This window comes from Actinosynnema sp. CA-299493 (assembly GCF_050946825.1).
In the GTDB taxonomy this organism is placed as follows: Bacteria; Actinomycetota; Actinomycetes; order Mycobacteriales; family Pseudonocardiaceae; genus Actinosynnema.
Genome location: NZ_CP191993.1, coordinates 1,648,008 through 1,663,907 on the forward strand (window position 1 = coordinate 1,648,008; position 15,900 = coordinate 1,663,907).

At 66.6% G+C, this 15,900-nt stretch carries 15 protein-coding genes and 1 tRNA gene; 3 read left to right on the forward strand and 13 right to left on the reverse strand.

What is annotated here, in order from left to right:
* Nucleotides 1–53: 53 nt before the first annotated feature.
* Entirely contained in the window at nt 54–2,804 is a 2,751-nt protein-coding gene (aceE, locus tag ACQPYE_RS07940; RefSeq protein WP_498720289.1) for a pyruvate dehydrogenase (acetyl-transferring), homodimeric type, read from the reverse strand.
* A gap of 293 nt (nt 2,805–3,097) precedes the next feature.
* Here aceE and ACQPYE_RS07945 point away from each other — a divergent pair, with 293 nt between their 5' ends.
* The 3 genes from ACQPYE_RS07945 to ACQPYE_RS07955 all read left to right on the forward strand — a co-directional run bounded on the left by ACQPYE_RS07945 (nt 3,098) and on the right by ACQPYE_RS07955 (nt 4,205).
* Nucleotides 3,098–3,529: a DUF3052 domain-containing protein gene (locus tag ACQPYE_RS07945; protein ID WP_498720291.1), complete on the forward strand. Its 432-nt coding sequence runs from the start codon at nt 3,098–3,100 to the stop codon at nt 3,527–3,529.
* A gap of 103 nt (nt 3,530–3,632) precedes the next feature.
* Complete coding sequence (locus tag ACQPYE_RS07950) at nt 3,633–4,091, forward strand: peroxiredoxin (RefSeq protein ID WP_498720292.1); 459 nt, start codon at nt 3,633–3,635, stop codon at nt 4,089–4,091.
* A gap of 39 nt (nt 4,092–4,130) precedes the next feature.
* A tRNA-Val gene (locus tag ACQPYE_RS07955) sits at nt 4,131–4,205 on the forward strand.
* A gap of 143 nt (nt 4,206–4,348) precedes the next feature.
* Here the strand turns inward: ACQPYE_RS07955 and ACQPYE_RS07960 are convergent.
* The 12 genes from ACQPYE_RS07960 to ACQPYE_RS08015 form a co-directional block, all read right to left on the reverse strand.
* Nucleotides 4,349–6,178, reverse strand: a complete 1,830-nt coding sequence (locus ACQPYE_RS07960; RefSeq protein WP_498720294.1) for a recombinase family protein — start codon at nt 6,176–6,178, stop codon at nt 4,349–4,351.
* A 165-nt stretch (nt 6,179–6,343) separates the two neighbouring features.
* A complete protein-coding gene (locus tag ACQPYE_RS07965; protein ID WP_498720296.1) occupies nt 6,344–6,670 on the reverse strand; it encodes a hypothetical protein in 327 nt (108 codons plus the stop codon).
* A 102-nt stretch (nt 6,671–6,772) separates the two neighbouring features.
* The gene (locus tag ACQPYE_RS07970) at nt 6,773–7,690 is read right to left on the reverse strand and encodes an antirestriction protein ArdA (RefSeq protein WP_498720297.1); all 918 of its coding nucleotides are present in this window, start codon (nt 7,688–7,690) and stop codon (nt 6,773–6,775) included.
* Nucleotides 7,691–8,437 carry a DNA-methyltransferase gene (locus ACQPYE_RS07975; protein ID WP_498720299.1) on the reverse strand — a complete coding sequence of 249 codons (747 nt, stop codon included), beginning with the start codon at nt 8,435–8,437 and terminating at the stop codon, nt 7,691–7,693. It lies immediately after the preceding gene.
* Nucleotides 8,401–8,736, reverse strand: a complete 336-nt coding sequence (locus tag ACQPYE_RS07980) for a DNA methyltransferase (protein WP_498720300.1) — start codon at nt 8,734–8,736, stop codon at nt 8,401–8,403. Before ACQPYE_RS07980 ends, ACQPYE_RS07975 begins: the two co-directional genes overlap by 37 nt.
* Nucleotides 8,733–9,545, reverse strand: a complete 813-nt coding sequence (locus ACQPYE_RS07985) for a replication-relaxation family protein (RefSeq protein WP_498720301.1) — start codon at nt 9,543–9,545, stop codon at nt 8,733–8,735. Before ACQPYE_RS07985 ends, ACQPYE_RS07980 begins: the two co-directional genes overlap by 4 nt.
* A gap of 112 nt (nt 9,546–9,657) precedes the next feature.
* Nucleotides 9,658–11,223 (reverse strand): type IV secretory system conjugative DNA transfer family protein, encoded by a 1,566-nt coding sequence (locus ACQPYE_RS07990; RefSeq protein ID WP_498720303.1) that lies wholly within the window; start codon nt 11,221–11,223, stop codon nt 9,658–9,660.
* Nucleotides 11,223–11,858, reverse strand: a complete 636-nt coding sequence (locus tag ACQPYE_RS07995; RefSeq protein WP_498720304.1) for a hypothetical protein — start codon at nt 11,856–11,858, stop codon at nt 11,223–11,225. The genes ACQPYE_RS07990 and ACQPYE_RS07995 overlap by 1 nt, the downstream gene beginning before the upstream one ends.
* A 676-nt stretch (nt 11,859–12,534) precedes the next feature.
* A complete protein-coding gene (locus ACQPYE_RS08000; RefSeq protein ID WP_498720305.1) occupies nt 12,535–12,738 on the reverse strand; it encodes a hypothetical protein in 204 nt (67 codons plus the stop codon).
* Nucleotides 12,735–13,448, reverse strand: coding sequence for a hypothetical protein (locus ACQPYE_RS08005; protein WP_498720307.1), 714 nt, complete (start codon nt 13,446–13,448; stop codon nt 12,735–12,737). The genes ACQPYE_RS08000 and ACQPYE_RS08005 overlap by 4 nt, the downstream gene beginning before the upstream one ends.
* Entirely contained in the window at nt 13,445–14,533 is a 1,089-nt protein-coding gene (locus tag ACQPYE_RS08010) for a hypothetical protein (RefSeq protein WP_498720308.1), read from the reverse strand. Before ACQPYE_RS08010 ends, ACQPYE_RS08005 begins: the two co-directional genes overlap by 4 nt.
* Nucleotides 14,534–14,538: 5 nt before the next feature.
* The gene (locus tag ACQPYE_RS08015; protein ID WP_498720309.1) at nt 14,539–15,354 is read right to left on the reverse strand and encodes a hypothetical protein; all 816 of its coding nucleotides are present in this window, start codon (nt 15,352–15,354) and stop codon (nt 14,539–14,541) included.
* Nucleotides 15,355–15,900 lie beyond the last annotated feature (546 nt).

Here is a 15,900-nt window from a genome sequence, read left to right on the forward strand (position 1 = left end):
AACGGCTCGGGGGCGGTCGCGTGGTCGCGACCGCCCCCGAGCCGTTCAGCCGATCACGCCAGGCCGGCGTCCGAGGTGGACGGGCCCGCCGCGCTCACGTCGTCGATCTTGTACTTCCGGGCCGCCTGCACGACCAGCGACTGCTGGATCTCGCCGCGCTTGGCCAGCGCCGCCAGCGTGGCCACCACGACCGACTCGGCGTCGACCAGGAAGTGCCGCCGCGCCGCGGGCCGGGTGTCGGAGAAGCCGAACCCGTCGGTGCCCAGGGTCGTCATGTCCGTCGGCACGTACGGCCGGATCAGGTCCGGCACCGCGCGCATCCAGTCGGACACCGCGACCACCGGGCCGGCCACGTCCGCCAGCACCTGCGTGACGTACGGCACACGCGGCTCCTGGTCGGGGTGCAGCAGGTTGTGCCGGTCGACCTCGACCGCCTCGCGCCGCAGCTCCGAGTACGACGTCGCCGACCACACGTCGGCCTGCACGCCCCACTCCTCGGCCAGCATCCGCTGCGCCTTGACCGCCCACGGCATCGCGACGCCGGAGGCCAGCAGCTGCGCCCGCGGACCGCTCTGCGCCGCCGCTTCCCGGTACCGGTACAGGCCCTTGAGCAGGCCGTCCACATCCAGGCCCGCGGGCTCGGCCGGCTGCTGGTAGGGCTCGTTGTAGACGGTCATGTAGTAGAAGACGTTCTCGGCGTTCTCGCCGTACATCCGCCGCAGACCGTCCTTGACGATGTGCGCCACCTCGAACGACCACGCCGGGTCGTACGCCACCACGGCCGGGTTGGTGTGCGCCAGCAGCAACGAGTGCCCGTCGGCGTGCTGGAGCCCCTCTCCGGTCAACGTGGTGCGGCCGGCCGTCGCGCCGAGCACGAAACCGCGCGCCATCTGGTCCGCCGCCGCCCACAGGCCGTCGCCGGTGCGCTGGAACCCGAACATCGAGTAGAAGATGTAGATCGGGATCATCGGCTCGCCGTGCGTGGCGTACGACGTGCCCGCCGCGGTGAACGACGAGGTCGAACCGGCCTCGTTGATGCCCTCGTGCAGGATCTGGCCCTGCTCGCTCTCCTTGTACGCCAGCATCAGCTGGGCGTCCACGGACGTGTACATCTGGCCGTTCGGGTTGTAGATCTTCTGCGCCGGGAACATCGAGTCCATGCCGAACGTGCGCGCCTCGTCCGGGATGATCGGCACGATCCGGCCGCCGATCTCCGGGTCCTTGGCCAGGTCGCGGACCAGCCGGACGAACGCCATCGTGGTGGCGACCTCCTGCTTGCCCGAGCCCCGCTTGATCACGTCGTAGACCTTGTCACCGGGCAGCACCAGCGCCTTGGACTTGGTCCGCCGCTCCGGCACGAACCCGCCGAGCTGCTTGCGCCGCTCCAGCAGGTACTGGATCTCCGGGGAGTCCTGGCCGGGGTGGTAGTACGGCGGCAGGTACGGGTCCAGGTCCTTGTCCTCGATCGGGATGCGCAGGCTGTCCCGGAAGAGCTTCAGGTCCTCGTGGGTCATCTTCTTCATCTGGTGCGTGGCGTTGCGCGCCGCGAAGTGCGGGCCCAGGCCGTAGCCCTTGATGGTCTTGGCGAGGATGACCGTCGGCTGGCCGTGGTGCTCCACCGCCGCCTTGTACGCCGCGTAGACCTTGCGGTAGTCGTGCCCGCCGCGCTTGAGGTTCCACACCTCGTCGTCGGACATCGGCGAGACCAGCTCCTTCGTGCGCGGATCGCGCCCGAAGAAGTGCTCCTTGACGTACGCGCCGTCATTGGCCTTGTACGTCTGGTAGTCGCCGTCCGGCGTGGTGTTCATCAGGTTGACCAGCGCGCCGTCGCGGTCGGCGTGCAGCAGCGAGTCCCACTCGCGGCCCCAGATGACCTTGATGACGTTCCAGCCCGCGCCGCGGAAGAACGCCTCCAGCTCCTGGATGATCTTGCCGTTGCCGCGGACCGGGCCGTCGAGGCGCTGCAGGTTGCAGTTCACCACGAAGGTCAGGTTGTCCAGCTGCTCGTTCGCCGCGACCTGGAGCAGGCCGCGCGACTCCGGCTCGTCCATCTCGCCGTCGCCGAGGAACGCCCAGACGTGCTGGTCGGACGTGTCCTTGATACCGCGGTCGCGCAGGTAGCGGTTGAACCGCGCCTGGTAGATCGCGTTCATCGGGCCGAGGCCCATGGACACGGTGGGGAACTCCCAGAAGTCCGGCATGAGCCGCGGGTGCGGGTACGACGGCAGGCCGCCACCCGGTCCCGCGTGCGAGAACTCCTGGCGGAAGCCGTCGAGCTGGTCGGCGGACAGCCTGCCTTCGAGGAACGCGCGGGCGTACACGCCGGGAGAGGCGTGGCCCTGCATGAAGACGTGGTCACCGCCGCCGGGGTGGTCCTTGCCCCGGAAGAAGTGGTTGAAGCCGACCTCGTAGAGGCTCGCCGACGACGCGTAGGTCGAGATGTGACCGCCGACGCCGACGCCGGGCCGCTGCGCGCGGTGCACGGTCATCGCCGCGTTCCACCGGATCCAGGCCCGGTAGCGGCGCTCCACCTCCTCGTCGCCGGGGAACCACGGCTCGCGCTCGGTGGGGATGGTGTTGACGTAGTCGGTGCTGGTCAGCGCCGGGACGCCGACGTGGCTCTCCCTGGCCCGCTCGAGCAGCCGCAGCATCAGGTAGCGGGCGCGCTGCTGCCCGCCGCCCTTGAGCGCGGCGTCGAACGACTCCAGCCACTCCGCGGTCTCCTCCGGGTCGATGTCGGGGAGGTGGGCGGCCAGACCGTCACGGATGACGCGTACCCGCTCGGGGGGGTTCTGCGGGGCCAAGGGATCTCCTCGTTCCGGGGTCTTCTCAACTCCATCGTCGCCCGACAGTCACGGTCCCGTCACCTCTACCGGTGAGTAACTCTGGATCGTTTCCCACGCGCGCGCGAATAGGAGGTGTGTAGAGCGTGCCTCATGGCGTTCGCGCACCTCACTCGGGGGTACCCGATGCGGCGTGTCTTGGTCGCTACGGTTGCGCGCGGCGGGGCTGACAGTGTTCGCTAGCCGCGACTGGTAGTGACATCGCGGCAGTCGTACCCGGCTGCCGCTCTTGTGTACTTGGAGGAGTGGAAGCCGTGGTCGCCGCGGAAGACGCCGGCAAGATCGGTGTCGCCGACAGGCTCGGGATCGAACCGGGCAGCGTGGTCCAGGAGATCGGCTGGGACGAGGACGTCGACGACGACCTCCGTGCCGCGATCGAGGAGCGGGTGGGCGGTGATCTGCTCGATGAGGACTCCGACGAGGTCATGGACGTTGTCCTGCTGTGGTGGCGCGAGGACGACGGCGACCTCGCCGACGCCTTGATCAACGCCACCACGGCCCTGGCCGACGACGGCGTGATCTGGGTGTTGACGCCCAAGACAGGTCGGGCCGGTCACGTCGAGCCGAGTGACATCGCCGAGGCCGTGTCCACCGCGGGACTCGCCCAGACCTCCAACATCACGGTGAGCGGTGACTGGTCCGCGACCAGGCTCGTCTCGCCGAAGTCGGCCAAGACGAAGCGCTAACCGCGGAGAAGGCACACCGACCGCCATGCCCTAGGCTCGACGGCGGGCTCCCCGATCGGGTGGAGCCCGTTCTTCGGGTTGCACGGTTCCAGTGGAGGGTTGCATGGTCGAGGTAGGCGCGCAGGCCCCTGACTTCACGCTCAACGACTACAACAAGCAGCCCGTGACGCTGTCCTCGTTCCGCGGGGAGCGCAACGTGCTGCTGGTGTTCTACCCGTTCGCGTTCAGCGGCATCTGCACCGGCGAGCTGTGCCAGGTGCGCGACGAGCTGGCTGCCTACGAGGACGAGAACGTGCAGGTCATCGGCGTGTCCGTGGATACACCGTTCAGCTTGAAGGCGTGGGCGTCCCAAGAGGGCTACCAGTTCCCGCTGCTGTCGGACTTCTGGCCGCACGGGCAGGTGGCCCAGGCCTACGGCGTGTTCAACGAGCAGGCGGGTCTGGCGAACCGCGGCACGTTCCTCATCGACCTGGCCGGCGTGGTCCGCTACGCCGAGGTGAACGCCCCCGGCGAACCACGCGACCAGGAGGCGTGGAAGAAGGCCGTGGCCGCCCTGTCCTGATCCCGTCCTGCGCCGGCCACCGCCCGGCCGGCGCTTCGGGGGCGCGTAGCTCAGCGGAAGAGCACTCGGTTTACACCCGAGCGGTCGCAGGTTCGAATCCTGCCGCGCCCACCACATAGGCCTCATTCAAACCACGCACCGAAAGGAAATTACGGTGCGTGGTTTTCGTATCACTCTCTGTCGTGGCGTCGTCCCCGGACGACGCCACCAAGACGCTTGAGGGAGTATCTCGCCGGACGAGCCACGAGCTCCCTGGCTCAGCCGTCTGCGTCTCCTCGACGGCCTCGGCACCCCGGTACGGCCGCCTCTCGCCCGGAGGCCAAGCGCGCAGCCTGCTCGACAGCGCGGTTCAAGCTGGCGAACGGCTCTTGGAGCTCGGCTCGCTCGACCGAGCCGTCTTCGCCGATGAACAGCTTCTTGAAGAACCCTTGGTTGATCTGCCGCCGCACCGGGTTCAGTGCCTCCAGGTAGCCGAACTGGATACGTTCGGCTACCTGGAGTGCGGCTTCCAGCGTGGCCAGAACGTCAGCCTCTGAACTGCGGGCGGCGGACAGCTCGCTGTCGGCTTCCGCCAACTCGCGCGTGAAGCGCTGCATCTCGCTGCCCAGCAAGTCCGCAGGGATGGCACCGGCGTAGTGCGCTTGGAGAAGCTTGTGGCGCTCGGCTTCGAGCTGAACTTTGCGCTTCCGTGCCCGACGGGTACCGCGCTCGGCGTCGGCCGCACGAGCGGCCAGCTCACTGGCGACGGCCGTCCGGAGCAAGTTCACGATCTGTGGCTGGAGACGAAAGTGGCTGTAGAAGTCGATGAGAGCGTCTTCGATGCGAGCGACCCGCACAGCCCGGCGCGTGCAGTTGTTCGCCTTGGTCTTCTTCTTGACGCAGAAGTAGTACTCGTAGATGCCGCCGTTGCCCTTGTTCTGAGAGAACACCAGGCGGCCACCGCAGGCTGAGCAGTAGATGCTGCCCCGAAGGTAGTGCGGGTGCTTGCGATCCTTCTCGCCGCCGTTGGTGCGGCTGGCGAGGATGTCCTGTACAGCCAACCAGACCTCGGGCTCAACGAGCGGCGTGTGCGAGCCCTCGTAGTGGATACCGCGGTAGGGCACGATGCCCATGTAGTACGGGTTCTGCAGCATGTGGTGCATCGTGCTGAGGGCGATCGGCGCAGCTGGCTTGGTCGCCGTTGGGCGGCTGGTCAACCCCTTGTCCTGGGCAGCCAAGGTAAGATCGGCGACCGTCCACTCACCGGTCGCGTACTGCTCAAAGCACCAACGAACGACCTCGTAGCGATCGGCATCGAGTTCAACCCAGGCCCGTTCAACGCCGTGCTTAAGTTCGCGGTAGTTCAGATATCCCAAAGGTGCGCGGTAGGGTGTCCCGCCTTCCTCGGCTTTCGCGAGCAGGCCCTTCATGACCTCTTGGCCAAGATTGCCCGAGTAGAACTGGGCGATTTCGGCAAGCAACCCGTAGAGCAGTTTGCCGCTCGGTGTGTCATCGATGTTCTCCATGCATGACACAAGCTGTACGTCGTGGCGCTTCAGGAGGACGTTGATCGCGATGTCGTCTTCACGGTTTCGTGCCAGTCGGTCGATCTTGTGAATGATGACGTAGTCGGGCTTAATGGTCTTGATGTCACGGAGCATGCGCTGGAGGTCGTCACGGTCGGCCGAGCGTGCCGAGTCGCCTGCGTCGACGTACTCCTGCACGATGGTGGCACCCAGTTGATCAGCTTTGACCATGGTCGCTGCCCGCTGAGCTGGGATCGAATAACCCTCGGCATTGCCGCCCCGCCTTGCCTGCTCCTTTGTGCTGACACGCAGGTAACTGAAGGCGATGGGACTGCTGCGACGCTCCTGTCGGTTCGATGCCTGGCGGCCAGCCCGAGGCAGGTGCTCGTTGGCGGCGGCAAGCCGCACTGACGGCAGGCCGACAGCTTCATAATCTTCGGGAAGTTGTTTAGTGCGAAGCTCATCAATTTTCCGCTGTCTTGCGTCGTTCCATCTAGCGACGTCGCTTAGTCGCACGTCGGTTGCGGGTGACCGCTCTTGCTCGTAGCTGGTGTCTGCTGGAATTTCCTGTTCATCATTCATGCATGGATCCCTCCATGTTGATTCTCTCAATTTCTCAAGGAAGTGCCAAGACAGGTAATCCTGCCCTAATCTGGCAAGTGCTGCTTTTTCTACATTTATGCTGTGGTGTGTGGCGACAGGCAGCAGCAACGAGTGCTACCTGTCGCCCTTCGAAGTGGAGAATTCTTACGACGCTGACTGCCCTTCGCTGTCCGTCTTCCGCGCCCGTCCAGCGGCCTTCGGCGGCGAGGCGATCTCCTCACTGCCAAACAACCCTTCGATGGCACCGCGCCGGGCGGCGGCCTCGCGCTCGATCTCCTCGAGCGCCTTCCTGGCCCGCTCGGCGAAGTCCGGCGCGCTTCGCTTGCTCTGCACGTAGTGCTCGACGGCCCTGAGGGCGGCATCCCCCAGGTTGATGCCGTCGAGCTGGGCAACGAGCGTGAACTGGGCGTGGAGGGCGTCGGGGATCTTGATCCCGAGCGTCTTCACGCCGCCGTTCCGCGGCTCTGTCATGACGACCTGCTCCTTCCTCGGTTTGGTGTGACTGCCCATGCCCGCGTGAGTCGTGGGCGTGGATGAGCAGCCACAGGCCACCGAGGAGTGGCCGTACGGAGTTCAGCGCATGAAGACGTGGATGCGGTCGTCGTGGCCGCGCACGACATCCCAGCGTTCGACCGCGTCGGCGGCGAACCTGCCGTAGTCGATCGCGACGTACTTTCGTACCTGCGGGTCGATCACCTCGTCTAGGTGTTTGTCCCACTCCAGATCGGCTGCCACCTCGCGCACCCAGTCTTCGAGCGACGCGTAGCTGGCCAGGTAGAAGTCGCTGAACTTGTCGAGGCGGTTTAGGTCTTCCGTGCCAGCGATCGTGACCCAGACAGCGAACGGTGCGCCGTGCTCGCGGATGCCACGAGCGATGCGCGAGATGATCTCGGCGCTCTGGAACCCGCTCATGTCCAGACCCGCGAAGTCCTTGTGCGCGCTGACCGCCCACCGCTTCGCGCCGACGGTTGGTGAACTGCTCAGGAGGGCGGCAATGTCGGCTTCGATGTCCGCCGCTGGTTGGTCAGCATCGACCCACAGGCTGTGGTAGATCCGACGCTCAAGGCTCTCCAGGTCGGTGACGTACACCTGCGGCTCATACTGGTGCTCCCGCTCGCCACCACCAGACAGTTCGCCCTGTTCGGTGTACTGGCGTTCGACGCCCAGCCAGTACTGGCTCAACCATCCGAGCCACTCTGTGTGTACCTCGTTGACGGCCGGATCGGCGCGGAGACGCATGAGCTCTTGGTAAGCCGCACTTCCTGCCACTCGACCTGTTTCGGCATACAGGTCGAGGGCTGGTGTGGCGTCCGTGCGAACGACCTCGGCGATCAGGCGAGCGGTGTGCGGGTCGATCAGAAGATCGTCGTCGCCCATCATCGCGCCGATGATGCCGAGGTGGATGCGGTCGGTCGGGTTGAACTTGTAGATCTCGGGCCGCGACTCATGCTCGGGGCGTTCACCTCCTTCGAAGCTTGGTTGTCGTTCCATCTAGTTGTCCTCCTTTCGGTTATGTGGTTGCTTGCTGCGCCAGGCGTCGAGCCGCTCGTTCGCCAGCGCGGCGTAGGTGGGGTTCAGCTCACAGCCAAGCCAGTCGCGGCCGTGTTCCTCGGCGGCCAAACCGACCGTTCCGCTGCCCAGGAACGGGTCGAGTACTCGTCCGCGCCGCCAGGTCGTGTGACGGCAGGCTGCTTGGAGCGGCCCGGTGGCAAGCGCCCGCCCGTTGATCACCTGACGTGCCTTCCTCCACGGGAGGCCGCAGACGGTGCACACCCGCTCCGGACACGTACTGAGCAACGGGCGGCGCACCAGCTCAGCCGGGAAGGTGGCGAAGTGCGCACCCCGGAAGCTGGCGGTGCCGATAGACCAGACATCGCCTGGGTTCTTACCGAGCGGATGGCTTTCCTGGCCGCGCGCCTTCATGCCCGCGAGCCCTTCGTTGAGATCGATCCGCGGGGTCGTGCCAACGCCGACGCTGGGTACGGCATGCCGGGGTGGATAGCTTGCTTGTCCCTTGCGACCGCCGTGCGGTTTGGTGACCGCTGGCTCGCGGATCGCGTCGAGGTTGAAGTAGTAATGGGGCTGCTTCGTGAAGAAGTACAGGAACTCGTGCGTGGTGGTGAGCCGGTCGATGACCGAGGACGGCATCGGGTTCGGCTTCGCCCACACCACCTGGTTGCGGAGCAGCCAGCCAGCTTGGGTTAGCCGGATGGCAACCCGCTGAGGAGCCAGCAGCAAACTCTTCTTTTGGCTCCGTCACGTGGATGGCGGGCGAAGCTGTCGCCGAGGTTGAGCCAGAGGGCACCCGTCGGTGTGAGCACGCGGGCGAGCTGCTCACACAAGGCCGCGATCTCGTCGGCCCACTCGTTCACGGTGGGCTCCGCGCCGATCTGTCCGTCGTGTCCGTAATTCCGGAGCCCCCAGTACGGCGGGCTCGTGATCACGCAGTCCACCGACGCTGCAGGCAGGTCATCAAGCAGCGTGCGCGCGTCCCCGATGAGTACCTGGCCGAGCGGGAGTTCGTTCGACGCGCTCATACACCGCCTCCTTCCGTCGGTAGATGGGTGAGCGCTGCTGTTGCCCCATGGGCCAGGCACACGGCGAAAAGGGCCTGGGCTTCGCGGGCGAGTCCGGCGACTGCGCGCTGGATGGCCTCGGCACGGCCAGTCGTCGGCACGAGCCACCACACCCGCGGAAAGACACCGTGCTGGCGCTGCTCCTGCCCGCTACGCCAATACGCCACGTAGACCGCCAGCTTGCGGGCGATCGTCGGCAGCGACTCGGTTGCGAGGTCTTGTTCGATGAACGCCAGCACCTCGACGTCGCCGATCCCAAGTCGTACGAAGGCGTCGGGCTTGAGGGTGATGGCTTCGCCGCCGAGCCCGCCGAAGCGGCGCCAGGCATCTGGCTCGCCCGCAAACTCCAGCAGTTCGTGGCCGCTTTGGCGGCTGTGCTCAACCAGGTCGACGTACAGCTCGCTCACCGCGAGGATGTGGCTCTGGAAGGCGGGCTTCGTCTCGATAACCCGCCGATGACGACGCTGCCGGTTGTGCACCACGTCGAGGACGGCGAAGCCCCAGCCGCTGAGGCCGATGACGAAGCCCTCGCTCCCAGACCGCATGCCACCGACCCGGCGCTCCAGGCGCACGATGACGCCGAGATCGCTGAGCCGCCGCATGACGGCTCGTGCCTTGCGTGCCTGGGTGACCGGATCGCCATCGGCGAAGTGGAGGCGACGGAGCTGCTTACCGGTCACGAGTCGCAGGCGATCAAGATCACCGAGGATGGCGGTGTCGCGCTCAGAGAGGCGGTCGAGGAGCCGGACGGCTCGTGCCCGCGCACTCACCAACTGCCTCCGCGTGGGGCGAAGTGTCGTTGACGCGAGATGAGGGTTTGTCGTGGCCAAGCGGCTGTGAGGTTGCTTCGATAGGTAGGGCGAGCGGTAGGTGCTGTGTGCATCATGAGCTCCTCCGTTTCTTTACTCCGATCTGGTCGGTTGCTGGCTTGTCACCGTCGCCGCGCCACCGCTGCGTGAGGTAGGCGTCGATCTCCTCTGGGGCGGTGCCGAAGCGCTCGCTGATCTCCCGTCGCGCTGCCTCCACGTCCTCGGTGGGCGCGGGCAGCGGCGGGGTGTTCACGGCGAACGGGTCGCTGACTGCCCCGTTCGTCAGCACTTGGGCGGCGGCGTGGTACGCGGGGAGGCGCATGAGGTCGTCTGGTGAAACACCGTCGCCGAGGACGCTGGCAAGTTCCTTGGCGTCGGCGCGGGCTGGACGCCAGACGACGCGTGAACGGGCGTTGGCGAGGACGGCGGCTCGGAGGCTTGGCGTGAGCTGGGGGAGTAGTTGGTGGGCCAGGGTGAACCCGGTTCGCATCCCGCGAGCGGTCGCGAGCATGTCACCGAAGTCCATACCGGCCACGAAAGACTGCCACTCGTCCACGACGACGGACACAGGGCGGCGCTCGGCGGCTGGCCGGGTGGTTTGCCGCTGGATGGTTTCCCGGAGCTGTCCTAAGAGGAGGGCACCCAGCAGCCGGGCAGTTTCCGGGCCCACGATGCCGGTGTTGAGGCTGACGAGCACGACGTGCTGCTGCTCATAGAGGTCGTCGAAACGTAGGGCGGGGTTGGGTGCGCCGAGAAGCTGGCGGATGGGACTGCGAGCTGTCCAGGCCCTCGTCTTGTTGAGGATCGGCATGACGACGCGCGAGCGCTCCAACTCCGATAGCTGATCGAACCAAGCTGCCCACGGCGCGATAGTGAGCAGATCGCTGACCTGGGCCAGCACCCGGCGGCGGAAGCCGCTGCTTGTCAGGATCAAGGGGACATCGGTGAGCGTGCCGTCTTCGAGACGCGCCGCCATGATGAGGGCGTGGAGCAGCACGTCGGATGAACGCGGGCCAAGTGCCGTACCGAACAGCTCCCGGAAGAGGCCGACTAGCGAGTCGGCTCGCCGCTCGGCGTCTTCCCGCGGCCCGGCAAGCGGGTTGAAGCCCGTGACGGCGCCGGGCGCACCCGGCTCGATGAGGCGGACATTGGCGCGGAGGCTTGCTGGAAGCCGGGCCAAAAGGTCACTTACAAGATCCCCTTTTGGCTCGATGAGGAAGATCGAGTGCCCGGCGGCGATGTCCTTCAGGAGCCAGCGAGCGAGCGTCGTGGACTTCCCGGCCCCGGTCGGCGCAATAACATGAGTATGGCTTGCAATGCTTGAGGCGGGTACCCGCACGCCCAAGCCCTTGCTGCTTGGATGCACGCTCACACCGACGATCCGGTCTGTAGTGGTCTCGGCTTCAGCCGCCGAAACGAGCAGCGACGTGGGCGGCGGGCTCAGCGCGAGGCCGCGCCCTGGTGCCCTGGTGCCTTCGACTGGCCACGCCAGCACCGCGGCCAGCTCCGCCGCATTCGCGATCGTGCTCCAGGTTCGCTGCTTGCCAACAACACCAAAGAGTTGCTTCGCGACCTGCCGTGACTGCCAGGTGCCGCCGAGGTGGGCATGCGTCCCGGAGGCGAGCGCGAGAACGCTCATCACCGGCCCGATGAGTTGGCTGGCGCGGTGAAGGTCGGCGGCAACCGCGCCGACACGTCGGCGGCAACCGCGCCGACACGTCCGCGGACGCCGTAGAGCGGCTCGGCGATCTTCTCCTTCCAGGCGGTCTGCACGCCGCTGGCCGGTTTCGGGGTGGCCATGATGCCGAGAGCTTCGAGCGGGGCGAAGGTTGACGGTGGCGCGGTACGGGTGTGGCTTGGCCCGATCCCCCACTGGAGTACAAGCACTTCGTCTGCGCCAAGCCGGTTGCGGATACCAAGGAGCCCGGCAGAGAGCGCCCCTGCCGTGTCGAGGCGGAGGGGGAAGGCAGCACTGGAAGCCCGTACCTCGCGGGCTGTCGTCGGCAGACGGCGCGGCGAATCTTGGAGCAACGTCAGCGACAGGCCGGGCAGTTGCACGGCGAGGTCGCTGAAGAAGTGGCGGCCGAGCTGCTCGTCGGCACCGATCAGCCAGCGTGCAGTGTCCTTGGTGAGCCACAGCTCGAACACCACGACCGGCTGTTGCTGCCGGAGGCCGAACCGCGGTCGACCGGCAAGCGTCCGCACCAGTCCGGTGAGCTGCTTGAGGCTGAGTTGATCAGGAGGGATGGCTTCGCGCCAAAGGATCTCAGCCATGGGTTGCCGCCTTCCCGGTGTCTCCGTCGACTGGCTTCGGGGCCGACGGCTGCCGTGACGGTTCGGTTCGGCTGCTCGTGGGTACTTGCCGCGAGCGGACAAGGGCGATGACCGCCCGAGCCAGTTTCCGAACGGCGGGGTGCGTGTGCGGCTGTGCTGTAATAACTACATTGGGTTCCGAGGCGGGCTCGGGCATTGGTCACCTCCTTGTCGAATGAACTCGAAACGCGGAAGCGTGCGCATCTTGAACGACGCCCGGCTTGACGGAGCAAGGCGGTATGTGTGTAAATAGAAGGCAGCCCTCGTTACGAGGCGTTTGGTATTTGGACGGCTAGCGCGTCATGGCTTTGACGCTGCGAAGTGACATTTCGCAGGTTGCGCCAGCTTGGAGGCGCTAGCTTTTCGTCCAGTCCTTATTATCTCTAACTGTCGCCGGGTTTCATACCCGGTTTGCTGATTTGACAACACCGATCGGCAGGCCGTGACCCCTGGGATCGCGTCGTCGGTTCGTACTCTTCCAGGTTCTGCGGAGCGCAGCTTCAAGCTGCCTGCACCACTCGTCGGCCTCTCGCCGTGCGTTGTTCTCTTCATGCTTGCCAACCAGGCTTTTGCGGCTTCGTCTGGGCATAGGTCTCCTGTCTGATGATTTCTGATTGATTCTCTTGGTCGTGCCTGGTTACTTGTGGCCGCGACGGAACATGAGGGCGTAGACAAGGGCTACGCCGAGGAGCGGTACCGCGATAGCCACCAGTTCGGCGATGACGTCGAGCGCCAGCATGACGGCGAGCGAGAGCAGCGCGAGCCCGATCGCAAGGCCAATAAGGCGTCCGGCGAGCGGCGGGCGCGACCCGTCGCCTCCGGAGGGAAGGAGAAATTTCATGGCGTCTCCTCCACCCAGCTTCCAGGCCGGTGCCGCACCAGGCTCCGAAACAATGCCCGCGCTACGGCGCCTGGCTGGGCCTTGTGTGTCACGGACGTGACAGTGATGCGCTCGTCAAACGCCCCTGAGGATGCGTAGCCGCCGAGCACCACGGCGTGGACGTCGCCGGGGAACGCAGGCAGTTCACGGAGGGCGGCAGTGGGATCGGCGTCCAGGAGGGCGAAGTCCGACAGCACGACGAGCGTTGTCTCGTGGTTGGCGTACGACCGCGCCAGCTCAGCGGCCCGACGAAGGCCCGGCAGTAGTTCGCTTGAGCCGTACACCTGGTGCGGGACACGGAGACCGCACCCAAGCCGCTGCACGCCGAGACGAGTCAGCGGTGTCGGCAGGACATCGGCGTCGGTCGGGGTGTCGAAGTGCAGAACGGCGCCACGCTCGCGCCGGGAGGTGCGGCGAGCCACCACCCGGAAGGCTTCGCGCATCTCGGCGTAGCGGTTCGCCAGCGGATCTGAGCCGCCGGTGGTGGTCACCGAGCCGGAGTCGTCGGCGAGCGCGATAACCAGCGTTGGCACCGGTGACGGCTCACCAGGGTTACCCAGAGCGAAGCCGATCTGGCGGTGAGGGGTGCCCGGAGGCGAGACCGAAGCCTCGCCTCCGATCAGCTGCGGTGACAGCAGCGTGCTCGGTTGCAGCAGGGGCAGCCGCTTCACGAGTTCTCACCCCGCCGCGCTCGCCACCCGATAGGCCCGCACGTTTCGCCAACCGCGTAGCCGTGACCGAGCACATGGGGGTTCTTCCGGCTTACGCGCCAGCCCAGCGACTCCACGCGCCTGGCGGCGGCGTTGCCGCGGTGTGCGGCTTCCCGCGTGAGCGAGTCCGCCGTCTCGTCGGCCGTCGCCTTGATGGTGAACACCGGTGAGGCGGCCAGGCTGAGGTAGCGCTTCTCGGCTTGGCGGACGCGTTTGGCCATCGAGGCGAGTAGGTCAGCGACCTCGTCGGCTGCGGCGTAGCCGAGCAACCCCGAGCCGATCGCGGTTGCGGCGGCCAAGAGGCTGAAGGTCAGCCCAGCCGCCGGGCCCTCGATGCTGCTCCTGAGCGCGAAGATCCCTACGCCGATGAGCGCGACCACGAGCACCGACAAGAGCCCGATGAGCTTCACGATGGGCATGCCGTCGTCGGTGGTGGTGAACAAGCGGCGGTAGCGCTGCTCATCCTCGGTGAGATCGTCGGGGTCGCGGCGGCGAGTCCTCGCCATCCGGATGTCGCGGAGTTCAGAGCCGACAAGCCCAGCGCACGCAGCGGCCACACCGGACGCAAGCGCTTGCCAGAACGCGATGAACACGATGTCGCCCAGCACCACCGCGGCTGACCAGACTCCCGCCGTGTCGCCGAGGACGAGGAGCGGCCAGCAGATCCAGTATCTGATCTTGCCGCCTGGTTCGCGGCGGACGTACGGGCCGAGCACCGCGGCTGCGTGCTGGTAGGCCGCCTGGGCCTCCCTCAGTTCAGCCGCGCGCTCGCCGAGCGCCAGGGTGAGGCCTTCGACGTGATGGTCGACGCCGCGCGCCTTCGCCCGATGCGCCCGGCCGCTTCGTTCCCCTTCGGCCGACCAACTGGCCTCCTGCTCGTCGGCCAGGGCCGCGTGCTCCAGCTCGGCGTACGTGGTGCCGACGGTCGAGGGGCGAGGGAGGGCGCTGGCGTCGGCCAGCCGGGGGAGGGTTACAGCGTCCGCCTCGCGTTTCCAGGCGTCTATGGGCTCGCCGCTTCCGCGCGGCGGCAACAGCTCGCTGGTCACGTGCGTCACTGGCCAGCTTCGGCGTAGTCCGACACAGAGGCGCATGTTGCAGCGGACGCCTTGGCGCACAACGCGTCGTAGTAGTACACCAAGCCTTCGACGATGGCCGAGGGCGGCGCGCCCTTGGCGATGCGGCCGAGCCCGGCCACCGTTACCGAGGCACCGGCGAGGTTGGGCATCGCTACCCGGTCGGCGAGCGCCTTCGCCTCGTCCACGGAGAGCGGTTTGGCGGCCAGGTCGACCGAAACCGTCTGGAAGCCGTCGCTGAGGATGACGAGGTTGAGCGCGTAGCTGCCGCCCAGCTGCTGCCTCCACTCTGCGGCGAGGCGGTACTGGGCCTGGATGTCGCTGGCGCCCTGCGGCAACGAGGCCACGGCCGAGCTGTAGCCCGAACGCACGGTGTCCATGAGGCCCTTCACTGCCTCGGGTACGCGGCGGAGGCGAGCGTTGTCCGTGGCACCGGCCTGCTTGAGGTCGCCGTCGAACAGCACGGTCGTGGCGGCGCTCGATGCGGAGAAGACCAGCACCCGCAAGCGGCCGGAGCACACAGCCGTACGCGTGGCGATGGACTCGACGGCGGTCATGCGTTCTGCGGTGATGGCGTCGCTGGCGCTCGACCCCGTGCCGTCGATCTCCACCAAGCTCGCGGGCGACGACGCCGGGTCACAGGTAGAGAGGAGCTGCTGGTTGGCGGTGAAGTCGGCGTGTGGGGAGAGAGCGTTGCCGCACGCGGAAAGGAGCAAGGCGACGGCGAGCACACCAAGTAGCTCGGCCGTCCGGCGCCGCGTGGCTGTTTGGGACAGGAAGCAGTACAACGACATGAATTTCACCTTTCGCTCACGCATAGCACCCAACCGCTGCGAATATGGCAGGTCGGCGGCTGCTAGGGAGAACCTTCGAACGGGTTCGCCAGCAGAAGCTAGTGCGTGTGGCTCGCGGAAAGCATGCCTTGCGCCGCGACAAAAACTGGCGCGTAATGCGCAAACGGACCTACATGGCATATCGCAGTGGGAGAGTCAGACTGCCCACATGCCGCGAAGCCCGGATGCTCCTTCAGCATCCGGGCTTCGAGCTAGACAACTCCTGTCCAGATTTTGACTGGACGGCTAGCCTGGTAGGTGCACCTTCGGGCACCTACCCGTGGGCTGTGCGAGGGCGGAGGCGGGCCACGCGCCTAGGAACCCGTGCCCGCTTCCGTCTGCCTCACACCAGACCCAGCAGCAGCCAGATCCAGTGAGAACCCATGTGCTTCACCTCCTCGTCCATCCGGGTGACACGCTGACTGTCGGCCGTCAACGTGCTGGCACTATTCGACCAAGCCGGGCAGGCTGTGTGGCTGACTCGGAAGAAACCCGGATTTACGCAGG

What these genes read in the sequence shown, in the direction of transcription:
- ACQPYE_RS07950 (WP_498720292.1), top strand. Translation starts at nt 3,633, where the DNA reads ATGGTCGAGGTAGGCGCGCAGGCCCCTGACTTCACGCTCAACGACTAC.
- ACQPYE_RS07960 (WP_498720294.1), bottom strand. Translation starts at nt 6,178, where the DNA reads ATGAATGATGAACAGGAAATTCCAGCAGACACCAGCTACGAGCAAGAG.
- ACQPYE_RS07965 (WP_498720296.1), bottom strand. Translation starts at nt 6,670, where the DNA reads ATGACAGAGCCGCGGAACGGCGGCGTGAAGACGCTCGGGATCAAGATC.
- ACQPYE_RS07970 (WP_498720297.1), bottom strand. Translation starts at nt 7,690, where the DNA reads ATGGAACGACAACCAAGCTTCGAAGGAGGTGAACGCCCCGAGCATGAG.
- ACQPYE_RS07980 (WP_498720300.1), bottom strand. Translation starts at nt 8,736, where the DNA reads ATGAGCGCGTCGAACGAACTCCCGCTCGGCCAGGTACTCATCGGGGAC.
- ACQPYE_RS07990 (WP_498720303.1), bottom strand. Translation starts at nt 11,223, where the DNA reads ATGAGCGTTCTCGCGCTCGCCTCCGGGACGCATGCCCACCTCGGCGGC.
- ACQPYE_RS07995 (WP_498720304.1), bottom strand. Translation starts at nt 11,858, where the DNA reads ATGGCTGAGATCCTTTGGCGCGAAGCCATCCCTCCTGATCAACTCAGC.
- ACQPYE_RS08000 (WP_498720305.1), bottom strand. Translation starts at nt 12,738, where the DNA reads ATGAAATTTCTCCTTCCCTCCGGAGGCGACGGGTCGCGCCCGCCGCTC.
- ACQPYE_RS08015 (WP_498720309.1), bottom strand. Translation starts at nt 15,354, where the DNA reads ATGTCGTTGTACTGCTTCCTGTCCCAAACAGCCACGCGGCGCCGGACG.